A 22,195-nucleotide genomic window follows, 5' to 3' on the forward strand; every position below is an offset into this window, starting at 1 on the left:
TCAATGAAAACAACGAACTCCAAAATTACCGTGCTGGGCGCGGGCGCCTGGGGCACCGCGATGGCGATCACGCTGGCCGCGCGCCACGACGTGCTGCTGTGGGGCCGCGACGGCGCCGCCATGCGCGAAGTCGACGCCGTGCGCGAAAACACCCATTACCTGCCGGGCTTTCCCCTGCCGCCGGCGCTCAAGGTCAGCGGCGATTTCGACGCCGCGCTGGCCCATCTCGATGGCGACCAGCCCTTGCTGATCGCGGCCTGTCCGGTGGCGGGACTGCGGCCGCTGCTGGGACAATTGAAAGCGCATGCGATTCCGAACGTGGTCTGGCTGTGCAAGGGCTTCGAGTACGGCACCGGCATGCTGCCGCACCAGGTGGTGCGCGAGGTGCTGGGCGACGCGGTGCCGGGCGCCGCGCTGTCAGGCCCGTCGTTCGCGCAGGAAGTGGCGCGCGGGCTGCCGTGCGCGCTGACCGTGGCGTCGGATTCGAAAGCGCTGTGCGAGCGCGTCGTCAAGCTGGTCCACGGCGGCAACCTGCGGGTCTATTCGAGCGACGACGTGGTCGGCGTGGAAGTGGGCGGCGCGGTCAAGAACGTGCTGGCGATCGCCACCGGCGTGGCCGACGGCCTGGGTCTGGGACTGAACGCGCGCGCGGCGCTGATCACGCGCGGGCTGGCCGAAATCACGCGGCTGGGCGCCGCGCTGGGCGGCAACCTGAATACCTTCATGGGGCTGACCGGGATGGGGGACCTGATCCTCACCTGCACCGGCGATTTGTCGCGCAACCGGCGGGTCGGGCTGGAACTGGCGCAGGGCAAGAAGCTCGAGCAGGTGGTCGCGGAACTGGGACACGTGGCAGAAGGCGTGCCGTGCGCGCGCGCGGTGCGGGAACTGGCGGCCAGGCTGGGAGTGGACATGCCGATCACCAATGCGGTGGCGGAGGTGCTGTTCGACGGCGCCGATGCGAAGGCGAGCGTGGTGCGGCTGCTGGCGCGCGATCCGCGCGGCGAGTCAGCGTAGCGCACGATGGGGTCAGGTCCGACGGACCTGACCCCATTTTTACGCGACCGCGGTTTCGTCCTGGTGCGTCAGCAGGATTGTCATCAGCGCAACCGCATCTTCCACCGCGCGCACCGAATGCGGCACGCCGCCATCGAGGAACAGCATCTCGCCCGGCGCCAGCGCCACCGTCCGTCCGTGCGCATCGACCTCGATCTGCCCTTCCAGGCATTGCAAGGTGACTTCGCCGTCGACCTTGTGGGTCGGCATCGGCCGCTCCTTCGGCAGCACCAGCCGGATCAGTTCCATGTGCGGTGTCTTGGCCAGCGCCACCGAGGTGAAAAAGGCGATGTCGCCGTCGTCGCGCGCCAGCGGAATCTTCTGTCCCGATACTGCGTGTTGTAATGCCATAGTGTCCGTTCCCGTTTAAACGTCTGCCTCTTCGGCGTTATCCTTTACGCCGCGCAGCCAGGTGACCAGCGCGAACGCATCCTTGAACCCGCTCGCCAGCGTCGGCACCAGCTTCTCCGGTGCGTTCAGCGGCAATTTGACCTCGGTCCACACGAAGAAACTTTTCATCTTCAGGTAGTCGATGTGCTGGTGCTCCGGGTCGAATCCCTTCGGCGGGCGCTGCAGCGCGCCTTCCAGGTCGAATCCATCGAAGGTCTCGCGCAAGGCTTTATTTTTCAACACTTTCGCAAAGCCTGTCGCATCGTTGACCACGTGCTGGCGAATCGCCTTCAGGCGCGCCGGCGGCGGGATGTATTCGCCCACGCCGAAACCGAGCGTGCCGTCGCCTTCGATGTGGAAATAATAGGTCGGGCCGGCGCCGGCGCTCGGACGCCGCTTGTCGTTCGGCGCGAAGCCGGCCGAGAAGCGCGTCTTGTACGGGCTCTTGTCGTTGGCGAAGCGGATATCGCGGTTGATGCGGAACATCGCTTTCTTCGGGTTGCAGGCCGCGACCTGCTTGTCGAACCTGGACAGCTCGGCGATCAACTGCGTGACCACGTCGAGGAACTCTTCGCGCAGGATGTCGTAGCGCGGTTTGTTCATGATGAACCAGGGACGGTTGTTGTTGGCTTTTAGCTCGGTGAGGAACTGCGTCAGGTCGCGCAAATGCATTCGGATCACTTCCAGTCAATTGAATATGGGCGCTAGTTTACTCGGTTGCGCGCGGACGCTTGCCGACCATCACGTCGAGCGTGGACTGGCGGTCCTTGCGCATCACCGTCATTTTGGCTTTTTGCCCCGGCGGCAGTTGCGCGATCAGCCCGAGCATCTCGTTGGTGTTGGCCACCGCCTTGCCCTGTACCGCCAGCAGGATGTCCCCCGGCTTGATGCCGGCGCGGTCGGCCGGGCCGTTGCGCACCACGCCGGCGATGATGGCGCCGGACTCGCGCGACAGGCCGAAGCTGTCGGCCAGCTCCGGCGTGATGTCCTGCGATTCGATGCCGATCCAGCCGCGCACCACCTGGCCGGACTTGATGATTTCTTCCATCACCGATTTGGCGGTGGTGACGGGAATCGCGAAGCCGATGCCGACCGAGCCGCCGGTCTGCGAGTAGATCGCAGCGTTGATGCCGATCAGGTTGCCGCTGGTGTCGACCAGCGCGCCGCCCGAGTTGCCGAAGTTGATCGCGGCGTCGGTCTGGATGAAGTTCTCGAACTGGTTGATGTGCAGGTTGTTGCGCCCGACCGCGGAGATGATGCCCATGGTGACGGTCTGGCCGACGCCGAACGGGTTGCCGATCGCCAGCACGACGTCGCCCACGCGCGCCTGGTCGGCCCGGCCCAGCACGATCACGGGCAGGTTTTTGGCGGCGATGCGGATCACCGCCAGGTCGGTCTCGGGATCGGTGCCGACCACCTTGGCCGGCGCCTTGCGCCCGTCCGCCAGCACCACTTCGATTTCGTCGGCCGCTTCGACCACGTGGTTGTTGGTCAGGATGTAGCCGTCGGGGCTGACGATGACGCCCGAACCGAGGCTGGAAAGCTGCTCGTCGCGCGGCAGGCGGTCGCCGAAAAACTTGCGGAAGAAGGGATCGCGCAGCAGCGGGTGGTTTTGCCGCAGCGCCTTGCTGGTGAGGATGTTGACCACCGCCGGCATCGCGCGCCCGGCCGCCTCGCGGTAACTGCCGGCTGCGGGGAGCGCGGGCGCCTGCAGCACGGCGACCGGAGTCGCCGCGCCGACGCTCTCGAGCCGCGGCGCCGGCCGGGCCAGCCAGTCGGGACGCATGGCGTGCACCACCGCGTACAGCGCCAGGGCGACCGTGACGGTTTGCGCAAACAGCAGCCAGAGGCGTCGCATGGTGTCCTGCCGGCGCTATCGCTTCAGCGAGTCGCGGATTTCGCGCAGCAGCACCACGTCTTCCGGCACGACGACGGCCATCGGCGCCGGCCGGTGCAGACGGTTGATGAAGCGCACCATCAGGAAGACGACGAAAGCGAGGATGATGAAGTTCAGCAGCACGGTGAGGAAGTTGCCGTAGGCGATGACGGCGCCGCCCTTCTTCGCTTCCGCCAGCGCCAGCCCGTAGGCCTGGTTGTTGAGCGGAACGTAATAGCTGGCGAAGTCGAGGCCGCCGAACAGCTTGCCGATCGGCGGCATGATGACGTCGGACACCAGGGAATCGACGATCTTGCCGAAGGCGGCGCCGATGATCACGCCCACCGCCAGGTCCATCACGTTGCCCTTCAGCGCAAACTGCTTGAATTCGCCCATCATGCTCATCGCTCTCTCCCGGAAGGTTAATTTGCAAAAATTGCTTCTCAATCATACATCCAAATGTTCGAAACCCGCCCTGACTTGCGGTTCCCGCCTGGTCAAAATTCTCGGTTAGCGCCATTTTGACCGGCGTTAACACGGTTTTCGCGACGGAAACATGCAAATTGCCCGCCTCAATAGGGGAACAGCAACATTTTTGTTTAATTCGCTTTCCTGTTCACCTATAATCGACGGTTGCTAGGAGCTCTGCACGGCTTCTGGGATTTCGATTTTTGACTGATTGGGGTTGGGTATGAGTAACGGAAAACAGGTCGATCCAGGCCGACGCGTGTTGCTGTCCGCCACATGTGCGGCTGGAGGAGTAGTCGGGCTTGCCACGGCAGGCGCCTTGGTCAGCACATTTCAGCCGTCGGAGCGGGCCAAAGCCGCCGGCGCGCCGGTAGAAGTTGATATCTCGGACGTTGCGCCGGGCACGATGAAAGTAGTGGAATGGCGCGGCAAGCCCGTGTGGATCCTGCGCCGCACGCCGGAGATGATGGCCTCGCTGGCCAAGAACGACGACAAGGTCGCCGATCCGAAATCGGACAAGTTCTACCAGCTGGAGGTGCCGTCCTACGCCAAGAATGAAGCCCGCGCCCGCGCCGAGCACAAGGAAGTGCTGGTGGTGGTCGGGATCTGCTCGCACCTGGGCTGCTCGCCGTCGTCGCGCTTTGCCGAAGGCGCCCAGCCATCGCTGCCGGACGACTGGACCGGCGGCTTCCTGTGCCCTTGCCATGGTTCGACCTTCGACCTGTCCGCGCGCGTGTTCAAGAACAAGCCGGCGCCGACCAACCTCGACGTGCCGCCGCATATGTATCTGTCGGACAACCGGATCGTGATCGGCCGCGATGAGAAAGGCGACGCATAACATGGCAGCTTTTAAAGAGACCAAATTCCCGGCCAACGCGCCGGCCACCGTCAAGGCGGTCGGCTGGATCGACGACCGCTTCCCGCTGACCAAGCTGTGGAACGACCAGTGGGGCAAGTACTACGCCCCGAAGAACTTCAACTTCTGGTACATCTTCGGCATCCTGGCGACCCTGATCCTGGTGCTGCAGATCGTCACCGGCATCTTCCTGACCATGCACTACAAGCCGGACGCCAACCTGGCCTTCGGTTCGGTCGAATACATCATGCGCGAAGTGCCGTGGGGCTGGCTGGTGCGCTACATGCACTCGACCGGCGCGTCGGCGTTCTTCATCGTGATCTACCTGCACATGACGCGCGGCCTGCTGTACGGCTCGTACCGCAAGCCACGCGAACTGATCTGGCTGTTCGGTTTCGCCATCTTCCTGGCGCTGATGGCCGAGGCGTTCTTCGGCTACCTGCTGCCATGGGGCCAGATGTCGTACTGGGGCGCCCAGGTGATCGTCAACCTGTTCGGCGCGATTCCGTTGATCGGGCCTGACCTGTCGCTGTGGATCCGCGGCGACTACGTGGTGTCCGACGCCACCCTGAACCGCTTCTTCGCCTTCCACGTGATCGCCATTCCGCTGGTGATCCTGGGCCTGGTGGTCGCGCACCTGATCGCGCTGCATGAAGTGGGCTCGAACAATCCGGACGGCATCGAAGTGAAAGACACGCTGGGACCGGACGGCCATCCGCTGGACGCTGTGCCGTCGCATCCTTACTACACCTTCCACGACCTGTTCGGCGTGTCGGTGTTCCTGGTGATCTTCTCGGCGGTGGTGTTCTTCGCGCCGGAGATGGGCGGCTACTTCCTCGAGTACAACAACTTCATCCCGGCCGATTCGCTCAAGACGCCGCTGCACATCGCGCCGACCTGGTACTTCACGCCGTTCTACTCGGTGCTGCGCGCCACCACGGCCGACTTCATGTACGTGCTGATGGCCGCCATCGCCGCCTATGTCGTGTTCATCTGGCTCAAGTCGCGCCTGTCGTTCCTGACCAAGATCATCATCGCCGTGATCGGCCTGGTGATGATCATCGGCATGCTGCCGCAGATCCTCGACGCCAAGTTCTGGGGCGTGGTGCTGTTCGGTTCGTCGGTGGTGATCATCGCCTTCCTGCCGTGGCTGGACCACTCGCCGGTCAAGTCGATCCGCTACCGTCCGGACTGGCACAAATATGTGTACATCCTGTTCGGCCTGTCGTTCGTGACGCTGGGCTACCTCGGCACTCAGCCGCCGAGCCCGATCGGCGGCATCGTGTCGCAGGTCTGCACCTTGCTGTACTTCAGCTTCTTCCTGCTGATGCCTTGGTGGAGCGCAATGGGTACCTTCAAGCCGGTCCCTAAACGCGTGACGTTCCATCCGCACTAACTGACGACATCAAGGACCATTACATGAATTTTCCGAAGAAGATGATTGCACTGCTGGCGTTGCTGCCGGCGTTGGCCTTCGCCAGCGAAGGCGGCATCCCGCTCGACAAGGCGCCGGAGCGCGCCAGCCTGGCGTCGCTGCAAAACGGCGCCAAGCTGTTCGTCAACTACTGCCTGAACTGCCACTCGGCGTCGGCGATGCGCTACAACCGCCTGAAGGACCTGGGCCTGAGCGACGACCAGATCAAGGCCAACCTGCTGTTCTCGGGCGAGAAGGTGGGCGACATGATGACGACGGCGCTCAAGCCGGCCGACGCCAAGGCCTGGTTCGGCGCGCTGCCGCCGGATCTGTCGGTGATCGCGCGGGCCAAAGCGTCCGGCGCGGGCAGTGGCGGCGACTACCTGTATACTTACCTGCGCAGCTTCTACAAGGACGACACCCGTCCGACCGGCTGGAACAACATGGTGATGCCGAACGTGGCGATGCCGCATGCGATGTGGCAATTGCAAGGCGTGCGCACGGTCAAGATGGTGGAAGAAAAAGACCCGCACGATCACACGAAGACCGTGCACAAGTTCGGCGGCTATGACATGGTGGCGCCTGGCACCATGAGCCCGACCGAGTTTGACACCGCGACGGCCGACCTGGTTGGCTATCTCGAGTGGATGGCCGAGCCGGCCCAGGGCACGCGCAAGCGCCTGGGCGTCTGGGTGCTGCTGTTCCTGTCGCTGTTCTCCGTGTTGTGCTGGCGCCTGTCCGCGTCTTACTGGAAAGAAGTCAAGTAAGGTTTTCTCGCCCGCAGCGGTTGCGCGGGCGATCATTTTGGGGTGAGCGCTGGTCGTGTCACCCCCTTTGTTTCTAAGGAACTATAAACCATGATGGTTCTATATTCAGGCACCACGTGCCCATTCTCCCAACGCTGCCGCCTGGTCCTGTTCGAAAAGGGCATGGACTTTGAGGTGCGCGACGTCGACCTGTTCAACAAGCCGGAAGACATCTCGACGATGAATCCGTACGGCCAGGTGCCTATCCTGGTCGAGCGCGAGCTGATTCTGTACGAATCGAACATCATCAACGAGTACATCGACGAGCGCTTCCCGCATCCGCAGCTGATGCCGGCCGACCCGCTGATGCGCGCGCGTGCCCGCCTGATGCTGTTCAATTTCGAGAAAGAGCTGTTCGTGCACGTGCACGTGCTCGAGAGCGAGCGCGCCAAGGCCAACGACAAGAGCCATGACAAGGCGCGGGCGGAAATCCGCGATCGCCTCACCACGCTCGCGCCGCTGTTCCTGAAGAACAAGTACATGCTGGGCGACGAGTTCTCGATGCTCGACGTGGCCGTTGCGCCGCTGCTGTGGCGCCTGGACCACTACGGCATCGAGCTGTCGAAGACGGCCGCGCCGCTGATGAAGTACGCCGAGCGCATCTTCTCGCGTCCGGCCTACATCGAAGCGCTGACGCCGTCCGAAAAGGTCATGCGCCGTTAATTGCAGCATGTTGCACGCCAGCGGGCGACGCCGAACGGCGAATCGCAGTAGACTGGCGTGCAAATCCGTAACACTCTCCACACAGAACATGCCTGAGATCTCAACCAAGCCCTACATGCTGCGCGCCATTTACGAGTGGTGTACCGACAGCGGCTTCACGCCCTACCTGGCGGTGAAGGTCGACGCCGCCACGACGGTGCCGATGGAGTACGTGAAGAAGGGCGAAATCGTGCTCAACATCAGCTTCGGCGCCACCTCGGGACTGAAGATGGACAACGACGCGGTGCGTTTCAACGCGCGCTTCGGTGGCGTGTCGCGCGAAATCTACGTCCCGGTGCAAAACGTGCTGGCGATCTATGCAAACGAGAACGGCCAGGGCATGGCGTTCGAAGTGACGACGACGGCGGCCGAGAGCCCCGCTGCTTCGCCTGCGGACGCGCCGGCGGCCCCTGCGCCGGCGCTCGCCGCGGTGCCGAGCGCCGCGCCCGAGAAGCCTGCCGCCGAGCTGTCGCAGATTCCCGACGATCCCAACGAACCGCCCAAAAAAGGCGGCCGGCCAACGCTGACGGTCATCAAATAGCGGTATAATCCTGCCCACGCCGACTTAGCTCATTTGGTAGAGCAGTTGATTTGTAATCATCAGGTGGCCAGTTCGAAACCGGCAGTCGGCACCATAGAATCAAGCACTTGGCCCAACCCTCATCGGTTGGGCTTTTTGCTTTCTGCTAGCGTCCCAAGAGTAAGATGGAAACGCGCATACCGCGCCCTAACTCACCTGCGGGGTCTCCATGACAATGCACAAGCCATCCATCATGTTCGCCACCTCATCGCTCTCGCTCGGCATTCTGGTCTCAACTGGCGCCTCGGCCCAGATCAAGCGCACGCCGATATTGACGGCGGACGTGGCGGCGCCCGGCCATCAGGCCGTCGTGGTCCGCGGAGAAATCGATCCCGGCGTCAGCGCGCCCCGTCACACGCATCCCGGCGATGAAATCAGTTATGTGCTGGAAGGCGAAGCCGAGTTGCTGATCGATGGCGAACCGCCACGCCTGGTCAAGGCCGGTGAGGCGTTCGTAATTCCGGCAGGGAAAGTGCATGGCGCGCGCAACCCGGGCGAAACGCCGCTGCGCTTCATCGGTGTCTATGTGGTCGAAAAAGGCAAGCCGTTGGCCGCTCCGGCCAAGTGATTCAGGCGCCGGCCCGCAGCGCATTTGCCGCCGTGTTCGTTGTCGCAGAAAAATTTTCGGTTCGCCGAATCCGGCGGGTTAATTGACTAGCGGAAATGAACTCAGGTAAATTCGTAAATATGACATGATGCGGAAAAATACGGTGGAGGCGGCCATGTCAAATTACAGTTACGAAGAAGTTACCGCCATGGTGGCACGCACCATCCGAGCGCTGACTCAACGATCCTCCGAGGAATCGGATGACCTCGATCTGTCCTTCTGGGACATGGCCCGCGGCGCGGCACACCTGTGGGAGTCGCTGGCTGGAAATGCGGCGACAGTTTCCGATCGGGCGATGCTGCACAAATTGCTTGCAGACATGCCGGGCTACCACGAAACGGACCTGGCTTCTGACGGCATGCTGTATGACTACCGTGTCCCGGCTTACTGGTCGGTGGAAGACTCCAATTACCATCGGCGCGCTAGTGACAACACGACCGAAGCCTTCCCGCACCATCGCCGTGCGGCTGGGGCCGACGCCCACTAACGGCGCACCGAAGCCTGCAGGAGATCCCGCCAACGGCGGCGCCGGCGTGCGCGCGCCCCATTTCTCATTCTTTGCAGTCCGGAAAAAACGTGAGCCCATCCCTACATGCAGGGTAGGAGTTGGCTTACTCCGGCTTGCGCAGCAGTCCTTCTTTGCATAAGCGGTCTCATCTCTATACTCGAACCGAGTTTAACCACGAGATGATCACCATGAAACCTTCCGATTTGCAAAACCAAGTTGACCTGACCCAAATCGCCAGCGCGCTCGGCGTGACCGAAGTATCCGTGTTTCTCACCGGTGTGGAAGATGGCCTGTTGCAAGGCACGGAGCCCGCGGTGGTGATGATGTATGACGAGCCGGCCCTGCAGTGGGAATACGACACCGGCTGCCACGTCGGCGCCTGCCTGGCATTGCGCGAGCCCGCCGAGCGCCGTTCGTTTTACCTGCCGGCCGGCGGACTGATCCACTAAGCATCCCGCCGGAAACTCCGGCGTGTAACGAAGTGTGTAATGGGATGGCGGAATGCCGAAGATGCACTAATGTGAATTTAGTGCTTCTTCGTTTTTTGGCATCAGAGCGCCATGAATACCATCCTGAAACGCGCGGCGAAACGCCTGACATTTTCGCTCATCATCGCAAGCTCCCTCGGCGGCTGCGCCGTGTACGACCCCGGCTACTACTCCGGCTATTCGGCCTACGATCCCAACTATGCATATGGCGCGCCCGCGTATTCCGGCGCGCCATATTACGTCGGGCCGCCGATCTCGCTCGACCTGTGGTGGGTCGGCGGCGGCGGACACCGGCACGGTTACGGCCATCACGGGTTCCGCGGCGGACATCGCGGCGACTGGGGCGGCCGGCACCGCTGACGCCAGCGCGGCGATTGTGGCGAAATGTATATCCTGTAAGCGCAGGCATCATTTCCGCATGCGCCCGCTGCAAACTCTATAGTGAAGTCACATCAACTTCATTTGGAGAACCATGATGAAAGCTACGATCCTCGGTACTGCGGCAGCGTTGCTGATCGGCTCGGCCGCACTTGCTCCAACCCAGGTGTTCGCACGCGACGTCGTTGTCGTGCGCACCGCGCCGCCGGCCCCGCGCCATGAAGCGGTGCCGCATGCGCGACGCGGCTACGAATGGGTACCTGGCTACTGGAACTGGAACGGCCATCGCTACATCTGGATGCGCGGACATTGGGAGCGCGTGCGCCATGGCTATGTCTACCATCGTCCCGAATGGCGCCAGGAGGGCGACCGCTGGCAGATGGAGCGTGGCGGCTGGCGCCGCGGCGAGCGCGCCGACGGCATGAGCGATCGCGATCGCGATGGCGTGCCGAACCGGTACGACTCGCGGCCGAATAATCCGAACCGCAACTAGGCGCTACGGAATCTTGCGCGGCGACGTCTCTGTCGCAGTGCAAGGCGGGGTCAGGTCCAGCAGATCTGACCCCTAATCACATCTGCATCGCGCGCTTTACCGCGTTTCTTGCACTCCATCCCGTCATTCATGCAGTCTGTCGCAATCCGGTATGGTTGCGAATGGCACCTGGCTATAGTTCACTCAACCCAACGAACTTATCGCGCCAAGGAGCCACAAAATGAACATCGCAAAAAACATGGAAGTCATCTTCATCGCCGCCCTCGCACTGGCATCGGCAACCAGCCTGGCGCATGCCGCCGTGCCCGCACATCGCGTCATCAACCCAGTCGTGCAGCAGGCCGTTTCAGTCGCGCCGATGGCGGTCGTGACCATCACCGGAAAACGCCTCAGCGCCGCACAAAAAGCAGCGCTGGGCAACTAATCGACGCATCGATCCACGACCTTCGGAGAACAGAACATGAATAAATTTTTCGGCGCGGCTTGCATGGCCATCACGATGTCGGCAAGCGCCGGCGCAGCGCTCGCGGCGGAACCGCAAGCGAGCGAAACGCGCGCCGTCGATGCGCGTGTGATGAAAGTGAAGCTGGGCGGCATCATCGACCTGCGCGTCAAGCAGGGGCCGACCGCCTCGCTCGTCATCGCCGGCGACCAGCGCTACGTGCCGAAGGTGGTGACGACGCAGCAAGGCGACACGCTGCTGATCGATATCGAACGCAACCGCCACATCCACTTCGGCACCAACAACAAGGAGCAGCTGCGCGCCGAACTGACGCTGCCGAACTTTAACGAGCTGGTATCGCAAGGCGTCGGTTCCACCGAAATCAGCGGCTTCTCCGGCGAGCAGATTCGCCTGGCGCTCGACGGGGCCGGCGCCGTCACCTTGACCAGCCGCTATCGCAACATCGACGCCAACCTCGGCGGCGTGGGCAGCATGACGCTCAACGCGCCGGACAGCGATCGCGTCGAGCTGAGCCTGCGCGGCGCCGGCCGCATCGAAGTCAATGGCACGAGCAAGCTGCTGCGCGCCAAGCTCGGCGGGGTCGGCAGCCTCGAAGCGCGCGAGCTGCGCGCCGATGCGGTCGACCTGAACATGACGGGCCTGGGCAGCGCAACGGTGTATGCAAAGACCAGCGCCAACCTGAACCTGAACGGCCTGGGCTCGGCCAGCGTGTACGGCAAGCCGGCCAATCGCAAATCCACCGCGAGCGGACTGGGCAGCGTCAGCTGGGAATAAGGCGCACGCAAGATCCCCGCAAAGCCGTCCGCATCGGACGGCTTTTTTGTGTCCGAGAACGGCGCCTCCCTGCCCTACTTCACGGTCATGTCGTTTTTCACGCCCTTCACGCCCGACACGCCGCGCGTGATCGCCGCCGCCTTGTCGATCGCCTCCTTCGACGAGACGAAGCCGCTCAGCTGCACCGTGCCCTTGAACGTCTCGACGTTGACCTCGGTCGCCTTGACATCGGGATCGGCGGCCAGCGCGGCCTTGACCTTGGTGGTGATCAGCGCGTCGTCGATGAATTCGCCGGTGCCTTCGCGCTTGGCGGTCGGCGCGCAGCCGGCCAGTGCGAGGACCAGCACGCTGACAATTGCGGATTTGAGGAAGTGAGCGAGGCGCATGGCGGTACTCCGGTAGAGTTGGATGACCGCCCCATTTTCGCGTGGCGCCCCGGCGCACGTTTGATATGCGACAAACGTGTCCGATGCGGCGCCGTCAGCCCGCCCGCGCCGCGCGCGCCAGCGCGGCCTTGATGATGCGGCGCGCCTCGGCCTTGCTGCGCAGCAGGTCGCGCCCGATCACCAGCCGCACGTCGGCGCCGCTGCCGGTGTCGACTTCGCGCACGTCGGCGCCGCCGAAGCGCTCGGCCAGCCGCGCCGCCGCTTCGCGGAACGGGGCCTGGTATTCGACCCGCGTATGCGCGACGTTGAAGCCCCTGTGATTCGACAGCCGCACCACGCGCAGCCGCGGGTCGTCCATCTTTTGCGCCAGCGAGCGCGCCATGCCGGCCACACCGTTGCCATTGCGAATTTCAAGCCTGGCTTCTTCCGCCGTCGCGTCCGCGCTCTCGGCCGTCACGACCTCGGGCGCGGCGACCGGGACCGTGGTCAGCGCGCTCGACCCTTGTTCCGGCTCGGGCTGGGGCGCGGCCGCAACCGGCGGCGGCGCGGCGTGGCGCAATTCGAAGGTGCCGCTGCCGGTCTGACGCACTTCGGTCCTGGCAAAGCCGTCCTGGGCGGCGACCGCCTTGTCGACCGCGGGTCCGGCCGAGCGCTTGGCCAGCGTGTAGTCGCTGTTGAAATCGTGTTGCTCGAGGGCGCTGGCCTGGCGCGCCATCAGCCTGGCCCGATCGTGCTGGCCCAGCTTCTCGAGCGCGCTGCCGAGATGGCTCCAGGCGCGGGGGTTGAGCGGGTCGAGCACGCAGGCGCGCTCCAGCGCGGCGACCGCTTCCTGGTAATCGCCATTGAGCAGGTGCGCGTAGCCGAGATTGGAGAACAGGAAGGCGCTGCCGGGACCGGCCTGGGCCGACGGCGCGCTGGTCAGGTCGCGCCACAGCGCGATCGCCTTCGGCAGGTTGCCCTGCTCGGCGTACAGCGTGGCCAGCCCGTTGGTGGCGTTGACGTGGCGCGGATCGGCGCGCAACGCGGCATGGTAGTTGTCGATCGCCGCCGGATAGCGGTTGGCCAGGTGCTGCTGGCGCCCGAGCAGGTAGGCGTCGTCGGCCGATCCGGCCTGCGCCGCCGGCGGCGCAGGCAATTCGCCGCGGTGGCCGAGGTCGGCGCAGGCGAACAGCAGCGCGCTGGCGCAGGCGGTGGACAGGGTCTTGACGATCGGACGCATGGCAGTCTCCGGTGACGCGGTTAGTGGGTTCCGGCCATCGCCGGCATCAGGGTGCGCACGATCTGGATCACGGCCGGGCCGATCAGCACCATCAGCACGGTCGGGAAGATGCAGAAGATCAGCGGGAACATCAGCTTGAGCGCGATCTTGGCCGCGGTCTCCTCGGCCGCCATGCGGCGCTTGGTGCGCAAATTGTCAGAGTGGACCCGCAGCGACTGGCCCATGCTGGTGCCGAAGCGCTCGGACTGGATCAGCATCGCGACCAGCGTGTCGACGTCCTCGACCCCGCTGCGCAGCGCGAAATTGCGCAGCGCCTTTTCCTTGGTGAAGCCGGCGCGCATCTCCATCAGCACCAGCTGCAGCTCCTGCGCCAGCACCATGCTCTTGATGTGGATCTCGCCGGCCACCTTGATCAGCGCGCGCTCGAGCGACAGGCCGGCTTCGACGCACACCGTCAGCAGGTCGAGCGCGTCCGGGATGGTTTCGAATATCTCCCGCTGGCGCCGCCGCGCGATGCGGATCAGCACCAGGTTCGGCAGGTAGTAGCCGAAGGCGGCGCAGGCGAACAGCAGCAGCATCAGGCGCTGGCCTTCGAGCTGGCGGTCCGACAGCACCATCGCCAGCGCCGCCCCTGCCGGCACGCCCAACGCCAGCAGCGTCTTGGACGCGAAGTACAGCGTCGGCGCGGCCGGCGTGCGCCAGCCGGCGTTCATGAAGCGGGTGCGCAGCGCCGATTTTTCCCATCCTTCCTCGGGCAGCGACAGCTTGGTGAAGGGCTGCGCGACCTTGGCCACCTTCTCGACCCAGCCGCCGGTTTCGAGCTGGCTGGGAGCGGTCGGCGCGCCCATGAAGCCGTCGAGGCGCTCGCGGATCGTGCGCGGCGAGAATACGACCATCGCCAGCGCCGCGAGGCCGCCGACGATCGCGAACACCAGCAGCAGGAATAGCAATTGCGATGCGGTCATGGCGGCTCCTAGATGCGAATGTGGATCAGCTTGCGCAGCCACAGCACGCCGACCAGCAGCATGCCGGCGCCGTACCACAGCAGGCGCACGCCGGTCGGATCGGTCCACAGCACCTCGATATAAGCCGGGCTGCTGATCACCATCATCGTCATCACGCCGAACGGCAGCAGGCCGAGCACCCAGGCCGACATGCGCCCTTCGGCCGACAGCACGCGCACCTGCGCCACCAGTTTCAAGCGCTGGCGGATGATGTGGCTGATATTGCCGAGGATTTCGGCCAGGTTGCCGCCGGCCTCGCGCTGGATCAGCACCGCGATCACCAGGTAGCGCAGGTCGGTCAGCGGGATGCGCGCGGCCAGGTTGGTCAGCGCCTCGTGCATCGGCACGCCGTAGTTGATCTCTTCGTGGGCAATGCGGAATTCGCCCGACAGCGGCTCGGGCAGTTCGCTGCCCACCATCTGCAGCACGTTGGTGAACGAGTGGCCGGCCCGCATCGCGCGCGCCAAAAAATCGGCCGCCTCGGGCAGCTGCTCCTCGACCTTCTGCAAGCGCAGCCGGCGCGCGCGCCGCAGCATCCCGTACGGGATCGTCATGAATAGCAGCGCGATCATGCAGCGGATCGGCAGCGGCGCCGCGGGCCACATCTGCGCCAGCAGCAGGCCGGCGCAGGTCAGGCCCGCGGTCCAGGCGCCGAACTGCGCCACCGACCATTTCACGCCGGCCTGTTGCAGCAGCGCGTCGATGCGGCGCGCCGGCGGCAGCCGGTGCAGCACCGCGTCGAGCCAGTCGATCTTGCTGTAGCGGCGCTGCTTGAGGATCGAGATGCGCTCGCTGCCGCGGCTCTGGCTGTCCGACATCAGGCGAAGGCGCCGCGCGATGCGCTGGGCGCCGCCGCCATGGGTGTCGGCCCACCACAGGTAGGCGCCTTCGACCAGCAGGATCACCGCGGCGAACATCAGCACCGCGAAGCCGTAAAAGACACTGTCCATCGAGGCCTCCTGGTGGCTATTCGAACGTGCGGTCGGGGTCGAACGCGGCATCGGCCACCGCGGCGCCGAACAGGCGCAGGCGATCGGCGAAGCGCGGCCGCACGCCGGTGGCGCAGAAGTGGCCCAGCACCTTGCCGTCCTGGCTCACGCCGGTCTGCTCGTAGCGGAAGATCTCCTGCATCGCGATGATCTCGCCTTCCATGCCGGTGATCTCCTGCAGGCTGACCAGCTTGCGCGCGCCGTCGGTCAGGCGCGTCACCTGCAGCACCACCGTGATGGCCGAGCAGATCTGCTGGCGCGTGGCGCGCGCGGTCAGGTTGGCGCCGGCCATGCCGACCATGTTCTCGAGCCGCGCCAGCGCGTCGCGCGGCGAGTTCGAGTGGATCGTCGCCAGCGAGCCTTCGTGGCCGGTGTTCATCGCCTGCAGCATGTCCATCGCCTCGGCGCCGCGCACCTCGCCCAGGATGATGCGGTCGGGCCGCATGCGCAGCGCGTTGCGTACCAGCGCGCGCTGGGTGACCTCGCCCTTGCCCTCGATGTTGGGCGGGCGCGTCTCGAGCCTTACCACGTGCGGCTGGCGCAGCTGCAGTTCGGCCGCGTCCTCGATCGTGACGATGCGCTCGTTGCTGGGAATGAAGCCCGACAGCAGGTTGAGCAAGGTGGTCTTGCCGCTGCCGGTGCCACCGGAAATCAGGATGTTAATCTTGGCCATGCCGAGCGCCTGCAGCACCTGCACCATCGGCGGCGTCAGGCTTTTGTAGTCGAGCAGGTTCTGCACCGTCAGCGGATTGACGGAAAAGCGCCGGATCGACAGCAGCGGTCCGTCCACAGCCAGCGGCGGGATGATCGCGTTCACGCGCGAGCCGTCCGGCAGGCGCGCGTCGACCATCGGGCTCGATTCGTCGACCCGGCGCCCGACCCGCGAGACGATCTTCTCGATGATCTTCATCAGGTGCGCGTTGTCGTGGAACGAGACGTCGGTCAGTTCCAGCTTGCCGCGCCGCTCGACGTAGACCTTGGCGTAGGTGTTGACCAGGATGTCGGACACGCTGGGATCGGCCAGCAGGGTTTCGAGCGGGCCGAAGCCGAGCATCTCGTGCTGGATGTCGAGCACCAGGTTGTGGCGCTCGCTCTGGTTCAGGACGATGCGCTCTTCCTCGATGATGCGCTGGATCAGCAGCGCCAGCTCGTGCTTGAACTGTTCGGCAGTGAGGCGCTTCAGGCGCTCCAGGTCGATCCGGTCGAGGATCATCTGGTGCATGTTCTTCTTCAGTTCCTGGTAGGCCTGGTTGACCGCTTCGACCAGCGCCGGCGGCGGCGCCAGCGCTTCGTCGGCCACGGCCAGGCGTTCGCGTAAAGTCATGATACACGCTCCATGTGATTGCTATTCGGGCTCGCCGCGCCCGAACAGGCGGTCGAACAGGCCCTTGTTTTCCGGCGCGCGGCGCGCCGTCACCAGCTCGACCAGTTCGGCCAGGCTGCGCGCCACCGCGGAAGAGCGCGACAGCTGCAGCACCGGCACGCCCTGGTTGACCGAGTCGGTCACCGCCATGTAGTCGTTCGGGACGGTGTGCAGCACCTCGGCGCCGAGCGCGGACTGCAGGTCCTGCAGGCGCAGCTTGCCGCCCTTTTCGTAGCGGTTGACGATCAGGCGCGTGTTGTCGGCCGAGTAGCCGAGCGAGCGGAAGATGTCGAGCAGGCGGCGGCCGTCGCGGATGTCGGGCAGCGCCAGCTGCAGGATCGGATAGATCGCGTCGGCGTTGTCGAGCGCGCGCAGCGAGATCGCGTCGATCTGGCGCCCGACGTCGAGCACGATGAAATCGTAGTGCTGGCGCGCCACGCGCAGCAAGGTGTCCATCTGCTCGGGCTTGAGGTTGACCGCGTTGCCCGGATCGTCGGCCGCGGCCAGCACGCCGAAGCCGGGCGCCACGTGCACCAGGCACGATTCGAGGAAGGGGCCGTCGACCCGCGCGATCTGGCTGCACACGTCCGACAGCGTCATCGCCGGCTTCTGGTCCGACACGTACAGCGCGGCATCGCCGAACTGGCCGTGCAAGTCGATCAACAGCACCTTCTTGTCGGCCAGCGTGGCCAGGCCGTAGCCGAAGTTGGTCGAGATGAAGGTGGCGCCGCTGCCGCCCTTGCAGGAGATGAAGGCCAGCACCTTGCCGTCGCGCATGGCGACGAAGCCGGCGGTGTTGGCGATCCGGTCGAGCGCCTCGTGGAAGGCGGCGTGCACCAGCGGCAGCTGCAGCACCTCGCGCACGCCGGCGCGCATCGCGCGGATCAACAGGTCCTGCTGCGCCGACCCGGTGAGCAGGATGAAGCTGGCCGACGAATACTGCTTGCACAGGCGGTCGAGCAGGTCGGCGTCCTCGCCGTCGCCGGCGTCGATGATCACCAGCGCGGGCGAGTCGGTCGGGAGCCGGTCGAGCGCCTCGCGCAGGCTGGCGCGGATCGCGCCGACGTTCAGCGGCGGCACGCGCGCGGCGCCCTGCGACGCGATCTCGGCGTGCAGCTGGCTGTCTCGACTAATCAGTAAGGCTTTCATTGCGCATCCTCTGGGCATAACACTGGCAAGACTTTACGGAGCGATGACGCCAGGCTTGCCGAGGGCCGGCGCGGCATGCTGGCTCACCGGGTCCCGAGCATGCTGGGCGGCGCGGCCGCCGCTTCCGGCTTGGCGAACGAGCGCTCGTAGCGCTCCTGCGCGGCGCGCGCGGCCTGGCCGTCGACCCCGGACACCGGATTGGCGTTGCGCACCGCGGCCGGCTGCGCCACCTGCGCCGCCAGCGCCGCGCGCACCGACTGGCCGAAGCGGGCGTCCGCCTGCGGCGTGGTGGCGGCGCAGGCAGACAGCAGCAGCGCCAGCGCCGCCGGCGTCAAAACACGAAGCGAGAACGTGATCACGGGACCTCCCTATTTGAGTTCGAAGCCGCGCGCGGTCTCGGGCGAGAGCGCGGCGCCTGACGGGGCGGCGGGCGGCGGCGCGCGGCCTTCCAGGCGCCCCATCAGCATCAGATCGGTGCGCGACGGCGCCGCCGCGGCGTCGGTCGGCAGCGAGTAGTTCGGCGGCAGCGGCTTGACCAGGCGCGCGGTGACGACGAACAGCAGCTCGCTGCGGTCCTGCTGGTAGTCGGTGCTTCGAAACAGCGCGCCGAGGATCGGCACTTCGCCCAGCACCGGCAGGCCTTTCAGGCTGGTTGTCAGGTTGTTCTTGATCAGGCCTCCGATCGCGAAGCTCTGGCCGTCGTACAGCTGCACGGTGGTGCTGGCGCGCCGCGTCGTGATCAAGGGCAGGATCGCGGCGCCGGGGATGCCCGAGGCGGTGAAGCCGGCGCCCTCGCGCGACAGCTCCGACACCTCCGGCGCCACCTTCAGGTTGATGCGCCCGCCGGCCAGCACGGTCGGGGTGAAGCGCAACCCGACGCCGAACTCCTTCTCTTCCAGCGTGACCTTGTTGTTGTCCTGGGCGACCGGGATGAAGATGCGCCCGCCCGCCAGGAACGAGCCCTCCTGGCCGCTGATCGCCATCACGTTCGGCTCGGCCAGGATGCGCACCAGGCCGTCCGTCTTCTGCGCTTCGAGCGTGAGCTGGTTGCCGTTCGACTTGCGCGCGTCGAACAGGCCGCCGGCGCTGCCGGTCAGGAAGTTCGACAGCAAGGTGGTGGCCCAGCTGCCCGACGCATATTTCAGCGTCGCGCCGGCCTCGAGTTTTTCCAGCAGCGTCTTCGACACTTCGGCGATCTTCACTTCCAGCATCACCTGCTGCGGCGCGCTCACGGAAAGCATGTTGATGACGCGGCTGCCGGCCTGGGCCGACCCCGGCGCGCTCGATTTGTCGGCCTGCGCGCCAGGATCGGCCTTGCCGATCGCGTTCAAGGGCTGCACCGGGCGGCGCACGAAGGCCTGCGCCAGCTCGCCGACCCGCGCCAGGGTGCCGGCGTCGGACACCGTCCCGGTCAGCACCAGCGAATCGGCGGCGGCGGCCACGTGGACGTTCTTCTCGTCGGGCAGCACCGCGGCCAGGCTGGCCTGGAAAGCGCCCGGATCCATCGCCACCACGATGTCGACGATGCTGCATGCGCCGCTCTTGCCCTGGATGATCATGTTGGTGCTGCCGACGTCGATGCCGGCGATGTACAGCGTGTCGGGCGAGACCAGCATGGCCTGCACCACGCCGGGATTGCCGACACTGCGGTGCAGCACCGGCTCGGGCATGCGCATCATCGCCGACTTGCCCAGCTGGAGCTGCAGGTTGCCGGGGCGCGCGCCTTCGCCGCTGCAGCGCGGGCCGACGTCGCCGCGCTGGGCCACGGCCGGGCCGTGCGCGACCGGCTTGTCGGCGGCCGCGGCGGCGAAGGCCGAGCCGGCCGTGGCCGCCAGCGCGACGCTGCCGAGCAAGCGGCGGGCGCGGAACAGGCGCTGCTCTCTGACGGATCTGTCCATGGCGTTCATCCTGAAGTAAAGACGGTTGGAGTTCAGAAGCACTCTTGCGACACGTTCACGCCGTTCAGCACGCCGACGCAGTGACGCTTGACCAGCACGGCCGGGCGCATCACCGACGCTTTCGGCGCCGGCCTGGACGGCACGGCGGCCACGGCCGCCTTGACCAGCGGTGCCTCGACCTCGTGCAGCAAGGTGCGCTTGGTGGCGCCATCGGTGCGGGCGTCCTGCGGATCGACCTGGTTGCGCAGCGCCAGCGACAGGGTGCCGACGCTGCGCGCCAGGTCGAGGTTCTCGGCTTGGGCGGGCGTGACTTCCAGCGTGACGGCGTTGACCACGCGCGGCTTGGTCTCGTCGCGGCTCACTTCCTGCGCCACCGCCAGCACCAGGATGCGCTCGAGGACGATCTTCGAGATGCTTTGCGGCGGTCCGCCGCGGTCGCTGGCGGCCTGCTCCTTCTGGGTGCTGACGATGATGTCGACGTAATTGCCCGGCAGCGCGAAGCCGGCCACGCCGATGACGTCGTTGACGCGCACCGTGATGGCGCGCTTGCCCTCGGTGATCAGGGCCGACAGGCCGCCCAGGGTGCCGGCCGGCGCCAGCTTGGCGTCGCTGACCGGCTCGCCGCGCAGCACGCTGCTTTTGAGCACGCGCCCGGTCAGCTTCTGGGTGTCGTCGTAAGCGCCCTTGGGCAGGCTGTCGACCGGCCAGTCGGCCAGCTTGAGCATGTCCGGCGTCAGGCGCTGGCCCAGGTTAACGTCGCCGGCGGCGACCACGATGCGCCCGGCGTTGCCGGCCGGCTGCTTGAGCAGCCAGCGCGACGCCAGCACCACGGCGGCCAGGCCGAACAGGATGGCGATCGCCATCATCACGATTGCACGCTTGTTTTTCATCATCTCTCTCCAGACAGGGCCGCGCCGTGGGCCGGCGCCGCAGGAATTGGCGCCGGCGCCGCGCAGCAGGCGAACATGCTGGCCCAGGCCTGCTCGAGCGCCGGCACCGTCAGGCGCGGCGCGGTCCCGGCGAAGCTGGCGAAGTCGGCCACCCGGCCCAGCAGTTCGCGCGGATAGCTGGCCAGCAGCGGCCGCCCGGCCGGCGCGTGCAGGCGCTGCAGCAGGTAGTCGGCGGCGTCCTCGTCATAGGGCACGCCGAGCATGCCGCACTGCAGCCGCAGCAGCGCCCGGTAGCTCGGCTCGGACAGCGGGCCCAGGTGGATCTTGTAGCCGATACGGCGCAGCATCGGCTCGTCGAGCACCGCCAGCGGCGCCAGGTTGGTGGCGAACACCAGCGTGACGCCGAACGGCACCGTCTCGGCATGGCCGCCCTGCAGGGTCAGCACGTCGGCGCCGCTGTCGAGCGGGCCGATGAAGCGGTTCAGCAGCTCGGACGCGGCGACCCGCTGGCGCCCCAGGTCGTCGACCACCAGCAGGCCGCCGCTGGCGCGGAAATGGGGCGGCGCGTGATAGATGCCGTGGGCGGCGTCGAAGCGGAAATCGAGCATCTCGCGGCTCAGTTCGGCGCCGACCTGCACCACCGGGCGCTGGCACAGCGACCAGCGGCTGTCGTTGCGGCGCTCGTCGAACTGGCGCGCCTGCTGCGGCGCCGGCGCCTGGTGCAGCAGCGGATCGTAGAACTGGACGATCTGCTGGTCGACCAGGATCGCGTGCGGCACCACCACCACGCCTTGCAGCAGGCGCCCCAGCTTGCGCGCCAGCGAGGACTTGCCGCTGCCCGAGGCGCCGTGCAGCAGGATCGCGCGGCCCGAGTGCAGCGCCGCGCCGAGCTGCTCGCGCACCGCGCCGTCGAAGCCGTCGTCGGCGAACGCGGCGGCCAGTTCGCCCGGGCTGATGCGGCCCGACTGCGCATGGCGCCCGGCGTCGCGCGCCACCACCGCGCGGAAGGCGTCGAGCGTGACCGGGGCCGGCCCGCAGTAGCGGCACTGCGCAAGGCACGCGGCCGCGTGGGCCTTGCCGAAGCCGGTCAGCTGGTATTGCGCGTCGATGTCGGAATCGCCGCTGCGCGACACCTCGACCAGCTGCTCGGCCATCATCAGCTCGAGTGCCTCGCGCAGCACGCTCATCGACAGGCGCAGCTTGCCGCCCAGCGCGGGCAAGTGCGCCTTGCCGAGCTGCAGGATGGCCTTCGACAGCAAGGCCAGCACCAGCTGCCGATCGAGCCCGGTATCGCGGATCGACTTCGGCTGCGGCGGGACGATGGCGGTCACATCCTGCTCGGGCGGCGCGGCGCGGGCCGCCGACAACAGCGGCTCGGCGACGGCGATGGGTGCGGCCTCAAGCATCGGTTTCTCCTTCGGTGGACGCGGGATATTTC

27 protein-coding genes and 1 tRNA gene are annotated in these 22,195 nt (G+C 66.0%); 14 read left to right on the forward strand and 14 right to left on the reverse strand.

The features are described from left to right. The first annotated feature begins 3 nt into the window (after window positions 1–3). Window positions 4–1,017, forward strand: coding sequence for an NAD(P)H-dependent glycerol-3-phosphate dehydrogenase (locus AC1D02_RS08005; RefSeq protein ID WP_477315506.1), 1,014 nt, complete (start codon window positions 4–6; stop codon window positions 1,015–1,017). A 39-nt stretch (window positions 1,018–1,056) separates the two neighbouring features. Here the strand turns inward: AC1D02_RS08005 and AC1D02_RS08010 are convergent, their stop codons facing one another. The 4 genes from AC1D02_RS08010 to mscL are packed head-to-tail and all read right to left on the reverse strand — an operon-like array spanning window position 1,057 to window position 3,727. Beyond that, a complete protein-coding gene (locus AC1D02_RS08010; protein WP_477315508.1) occupies window positions 1,057–1,407 on the reverse strand; it encodes a cupin domain-containing protein in 351 nt (116 codons plus the stop codon). 15 nt (window positions 1,408–1,422) lie between these two features. Then, the gene (locus tag AC1D02_RS08015; RefSeq protein ID WP_477315510.1) at window positions 1,423–2,118 is read right to left on the reverse strand and encodes a DUF2461 domain-containing protein; all 696 of its coding nucleotides are present in this window, start codon (window positions 2,116–2,118) and stop codon (window positions 1,423–1,425) included. A 37-nt stretch (window positions 2,119–2,155) separates the two neighbouring features. After that, window positions 2,156–3,304 (reverse strand): Do family serine endopeptidase, encoded by a 1,149-nt coding sequence (locus AC1D02_RS08020; RefSeq protein WP_477315512.1) that lies wholly within the window; start codon window positions 3,302–3,304, stop codon window positions 2,156–2,158. Window positions 3,305–3,319: 15 nt separating this feature from the next. Continuing rightward, the gene (gene mscL / locus AC1D02_RS08025; RefSeq protein ID WP_477315514.1) at window positions 3,320–3,727 is read right to left on the reverse strand and encodes a large conductance mechanosensitive channel protein MscL; all 408 of its coding nucleotides are present in this window, start codon (window positions 3,725–3,727) and stop codon (window positions 3,320–3,322) included. A gap of 286 nt (window positions 3,728–4,013) precedes the next feature. Between mscL and petA the strand changes: the two genes are divergently transcribed. The 13 genes from petA (at window position 4,014) to AC1D02_RS08090 (ending at window position 11,859) form a co-directional block, all read left to right on the forward strand. Continuing rightward, window positions 4,014–4,628 carry a ubiquinol-cytochrome c reductase iron-sulfur subunit gene (petA, locus tag AC1D02_RS08030; RefSeq protein WP_477315516.1) on the forward strand — a complete coding sequence of 205 codons (615 nt, stop codon included), beginning with the start codon at window positions 4,014–4,016 and terminating at the stop codon, window positions 4,626–4,628. Between the two features lies 1 nt (window position 4,629). Next, window positions 4,630–6,042, forward strand: coding sequence for a cytochrome b (locus AC1D02_RS08035; protein WP_477315518.1), 1,413 nt, complete (start codon window positions 4,630–4,632; stop codon window positions 6,040–6,042). Window positions 6,043–6,065: 23 nt separating this feature from the next. After that, window positions 6,066–6,827, forward strand: coding sequence for a cytochrome c1 (locus AC1D02_RS08040; RefSeq protein WP_477315520.1), 762 nt, complete (start codon window positions 6,066–6,068; stop codon window positions 6,825–6,827). 90 nt (window positions 6,828–6,917) lie between these two features. Next, on the forward strand, window positions 6,918–7,529 hold the full coding sequence (locus tag AC1D02_RS08045; RefSeq protein WP_054265664.1) for a glutathione S-transferase N-terminal domain-containing protein: 612 nt from the start codon (window positions 6,918–6,920) through the stop codon (window positions 7,527–7,529). A gap of 88 nt (window positions 7,530–7,617) precedes the next feature. Then, the gene (locus AC1D02_RS08050; protein ID WP_477315522.1) at window positions 7,618–8,109 is read left to right on the forward strand and encodes a ClpXP protease specificity-enhancing factor; all 492 of its coding nucleotides are present in this window, start codon (window positions 7,618–7,620) and stop codon (window positions 8,107–8,109) included. A gap of 18 nt (window positions 8,110–8,127) precedes the next feature. Then, a tRNA-Thr gene (locus tag AC1D02_RS08055) sits at window positions 8,128–8,203 on the forward strand. A 138-nt stretch (window positions 8,204–8,341) separates the two neighbouring features. Next, the gene (locus AC1D02_RS08060) at window positions 8,342–8,716 is read left to right on the forward strand and encodes a cupin domain-containing protein (RefSeq protein ID WP_477315524.1); all 375 of its coding nucleotides are present in this window, start codon (window positions 8,342–8,344) and stop codon (window positions 8,714–8,716) included. A gap of 154 nt (window positions 8,717–8,870) precedes the next feature. After that, on the forward strand, window positions 8,871–9,242 hold the full coding sequence (locus AC1D02_RS08065) for a hypothetical protein (protein ID WP_477315526.1): 372 nt from the start codon (window positions 8,871–8,873) through the stop codon (window positions 9,240–9,242). Window positions 9,243–9,442: 200 nt separating this feature from the next. Then, entirely contained in the window at window positions 9,443–9,712 is a 270-nt protein-coding gene (locus tag AC1D02_RS08070; RefSeq protein WP_477315528.1) for a hypothetical protein, read from the forward strand. Window positions 9,713–9,823: 111 nt separating this feature from the next. Further along, window positions 9,824–10,111: a hypothetical protein gene (locus AC1D02_RS08075; RefSeq protein WP_477315530.1), complete on the forward strand. Its 288-nt coding sequence runs from the start codon at window positions 9,824–9,826 to the stop codon at window positions 10,109–10,111. A 112-nt stretch (window positions 10,112–10,223) separates the two neighbouring features. Further along, window positions 10,224–10,622, forward strand: a complete 399-nt coding sequence (locus tag AC1D02_RS08080; protein ID WP_477315532.1) for a YXWGXW repeat-containing protein — start codon at window positions 10,224–10,226, stop codon at window positions 10,620–10,622. A gap of 220 nt (window positions 10,623–10,842) precedes the next feature. Then, a complete protein-coding gene (locus AC1D02_RS08085; RefSeq protein WP_477315534.1) occupies window positions 10,843–11,046 on the forward strand; it encodes a hypothetical protein in 204 nt (67 codons plus the stop codon). 36 nt (window positions 11,047–11,082) lie between these two features. Beyond that, complete coding sequence (locus AC1D02_RS08090; protein WP_477315536.1) at window positions 11,083–11,859, forward strand: GIN domain-containing protein; 777 nt, start codon at window positions 11,083–11,085, stop codon at window positions 11,857–11,859. 74 nt (window positions 11,860–11,933) lie between these two features. On the opposite strand, the gene AC1D02_RS08095 is transcribed toward AC1D02_RS08090, so the two are convergent. The 10 genes from AC1D02_RS08095 to AC1D02_RS08140 form a co-directional block, all read right to left on the reverse strand. After that, window positions 11,934–12,245: a BON domain-containing protein gene (locus tag AC1D02_RS08095; RefSeq protein ID WP_477315538.1), complete on the reverse strand. Its 312-nt coding sequence runs from the start codon at window positions 12,243–12,245 to the stop codon at window positions 11,934–11,936. A gap of 94 nt (window positions 12,246–12,339) precedes the next feature. Beyond that, entirely contained in the window at window positions 12,340–13,464 is a 1,125-nt protein-coding gene (locus AC1D02_RS08100) for a LytR C-terminal domain-containing protein (RefSeq protein WP_477315540.1), read from the reverse strand. Between the two features lie 20 nt (window positions 13,465–13,484). Next, complete coding sequence (locus tag AC1D02_RS08105) at window positions 13,485–14,429, reverse strand: type II secretion system F family protein (RefSeq protein ID WP_477315542.1); 945 nt, start codon at window positions 14,427–14,429, stop codon at window positions 13,485–13,487. Window positions 14,430–14,437: 8 nt separating this feature from the next. After that, the gene (locus AC1D02_RS08110) at window positions 14,438–15,418 is read right to left on the reverse strand and encodes a type II secretion system F family protein (RefSeq protein ID WP_477315544.1); all 981 of its coding nucleotides are present in this window, start codon (window positions 15,416–15,418) and stop codon (window positions 14,438–14,440) included. A gap of 16 nt (window positions 15,419–15,434) precedes the next feature. Next, window positions 15,435–16,781 (reverse strand): CpaF family protein, encoded by a 1,347-nt coding sequence (locus tag AC1D02_RS08115; protein WP_477315546.1) that lies wholly within the window; start codon window positions 16,779–16,781, stop codon window positions 15,435–15,437. A gap of 21 nt (window positions 16,782–16,802) precedes the next feature. Further along, a complete protein-coding gene (locus tag AC1D02_RS08120; RefSeq protein ID WP_477315548.1) occupies window positions 16,803–17,969 on the reverse strand; it encodes a CpaE/TadZ family protein in 1,167 nt (388 codons plus the stop codon). 83 nt (window positions 17,970–18,052) lie between these two features. After that, complete coding sequence (locus AC1D02_RS08125; protein WP_477315550.1) at window positions 18,053–18,328, reverse strand: hypothetical protein; 276 nt, start codon at window positions 18,326–18,328, stop codon at window positions 18,053–18,055. A 9-nt stretch (window positions 18,329–18,337) separates the two neighbouring features. After that, window positions 18,338–19,867: a type II and III secretion system protein family protein gene (locus AC1D02_RS08130; RefSeq protein ID WP_477315552.1), complete on the reverse strand. Its 1,530-nt coding sequence runs from the start codon at window positions 19,865–19,867 to the stop codon at window positions 18,338–18,340. 32 nt (window positions 19,868–19,899) lie between these two features. Further along, window positions 19,900–20,757 (reverse strand): Flp pilus assembly protein CpaB, encoded by an 858-nt coding sequence (gene cpaB / locus AC1D02_RS08135; protein ID WP_477315554.1) that lies wholly within the window; start codon window positions 20,755–20,757, stop codon window positions 19,900–19,902. After that, window positions 20,757–22,163 carry a P-loop NTPase family protein gene (locus AC1D02_RS08140; protein ID WP_477315556.1) on the reverse strand — a complete coding sequence of 469 codons (1,407 nt, stop codon included), beginning with the start codon at window positions 22,161–22,163 and terminating at the stop codon, window positions 20,757–20,759. The genes cpaB and AC1D02_RS08140 overlap by 1 nt, the downstream gene beginning before the upstream one ends. Window positions 22,164–22,195: the final 32 nt, after the last annotated feature.

This window comes from Massilia sp. P1_C10 (genome assembly GCF_056406475.1).

Excerpts from the sequence above, each read along its gene's own strand:
- AC1D02_RS08005 (WP_477315506.1), top strand. The coding sequence starts at position 4 with ATGAAAACAACGAACTCCAAAATTACCGTGCTGGGCGCGGGCGCCTGG.
- AC1D02_RS08010 (WP_477315508.1), bottom strand. The coding sequence starts at position 1,407 with ATGGCATTACAACACGCAGTATCGGGACAGAAGATTCCGCTGGCGCGC.
- AC1D02_RS08015 (WP_477315510.1), bottom strand. The coding sequence starts at position 2,118 with ATGCATTTGCGCGACCTGACGCAGTTCCTCACCGAGCTAAAAGCCAAC.
- AC1D02_RS08020 (WP_477315512.1), bottom strand. The coding sequence starts at position 3,304 with ATGCGACGCCTCTGGCTGCTGTTTGCGCAAACCGTCACGGTCGCCCTG.
- mscL (WP_477315514.1), bottom strand. The coding sequence starts at position 3,727 with ATGAGCATGATGGGCGAATTCAAGCAGTTTGCGCTGAAGGGCAACGTG.
- petA (WP_477315516.1), top strand. The coding sequence starts at position 4,014 with ATGAGTAACGGAAAACAGGTCGATCCAGGCCGACGCGTGTTGCTGTCC.
- AC1D02_RS08035 (WP_477315518.1), top strand. The coding sequence starts at position 4,630 with ATGGCAGCTTTTAAAGAGACCAAATTCCCGGCCAACGCGCCGGCCACC.
- AC1D02_RS08040 (WP_477315520.1), top strand. The coding sequence starts at position 6,066 with ATGAATTTTCCGAAGAAGATGATTGCACTGCTGGCGTTGCTGCCGGCG.
- AC1D02_RS08045 (WP_054265664.1), top strand. The coding sequence starts at position 6,918 with ATGATGGTTCTATATTCAGGCACCACGTGCCCATTCTCCCAACGCTGC.
- AC1D02_RS08050 (WP_477315522.1), top strand. The coding sequence starts at position 7,618 with ATGCCTGAGATCTCAACCAAGCCCTACATGCTGCGCGCCATTTACGAG.
- AC1D02_RS08060 (WP_477315524.1), top strand. The coding sequence starts at position 8,342 with ATGTTCGCCACCTCATCGCTCTCGCTCGGCATTCTGGTCTCAACTGGC.
- AC1D02_RS08065 (WP_477315526.1), top strand. The coding sequence starts at position 8,871 with ATGTCAAATTACAGTTACGAAGAAGTTACCGCCATGGTGGCACGCACC.
- AC1D02_RS08070 (WP_477315528.1), top strand. The coding sequence starts at position 9,443 with ATGATCACCATGAAACCTTCCGATTTGCAAAACCAAGTTGACCTGACC.
- AC1D02_RS08075 (WP_477315530.1), top strand. The coding sequence starts at position 9,824 with ATGAATACCATCCTGAAACGCGCGGCGAAACGCCTGACATTTTCGCTC.
- AC1D02_RS08080 (WP_477315532.1), top strand. The coding sequence starts at position 10,224 with ATGATGAAAGCTACGATCCTCGGTACTGCGGCAGCGTTGCTGATCGGC.
- AC1D02_RS08085 (WP_477315534.1), top strand. The coding sequence starts at position 10,843 with ATGAACATCGCAAAAAACATGGAAGTCATCTTCATCGCCGCCCTCGCA.
- AC1D02_RS08090 (WP_477315536.1), top strand. The coding sequence starts at position 11,083 with ATGAATAAATTTTTCGGCGCGGCTTGCATGGCCATCACGATGTCGGCA.
- AC1D02_RS08095 (WP_477315538.1), bottom strand. The coding sequence starts at position 12,245 with ATGCGCCTCGCTCACTTCCTCAAATCCGCAATTGTCAGCGTGCTGGTC.
- AC1D02_RS08100 (WP_477315540.1), bottom strand. The coding sequence starts at position 13,464 with ATGCGTCCGATCGTCAAGACCCTGTCCACCGCCTGCGCCAGCGCGCTG.
- AC1D02_RS08105 (WP_477315542.1), bottom strand. The coding sequence starts at position 14,429 with ATGACCGCATCGCAATTGCTATTCCTGCTGCTGGTGTTCGCGATCGTC.
- AC1D02_RS08110 (WP_477315544.1), bottom strand. The coding sequence starts at position 15,418 with ATGGACAGTGTCTTTTACGGCTTCGCGGTGCTGATGTTCGCCGCGGTG.
- AC1D02_RS08115 (WP_477315546.1), bottom strand. The coding sequence starts at position 16,781 with ATGACTTTACGCGAACGCCTGGCCGTGGCCGACGAAGCGCTGGCGCCG.
- AC1D02_RS08120 (WP_477315548.1), bottom strand. The coding sequence starts at position 17,969 with ATGAAAGCCTTACTGATTAGTCGAGACAGCCAGCTGCACGCCGAGATC.
- AC1D02_RS08130 (WP_477315552.1), bottom strand. The coding sequence starts at position 19,867 with ATGGACAGATCCGTCAGAGAGCAGCGCCTGTTCCGCGCCCGCCGCTTG.
- cpaB (WP_477315554.1), bottom strand. The coding sequence starts at position 20,757 with ATGAAAAACAAGCGTGCAATCGTGATGATGGCGATCGCCATCCTGTTC.
- AC1D02_RS08140 (WP_477315556.1), bottom strand. The coding sequence starts at position 22,163 with ATGCTTGAGGCCGCACCCATCGCCGTCGCCGAGCCGCTGTTGTCGGCG.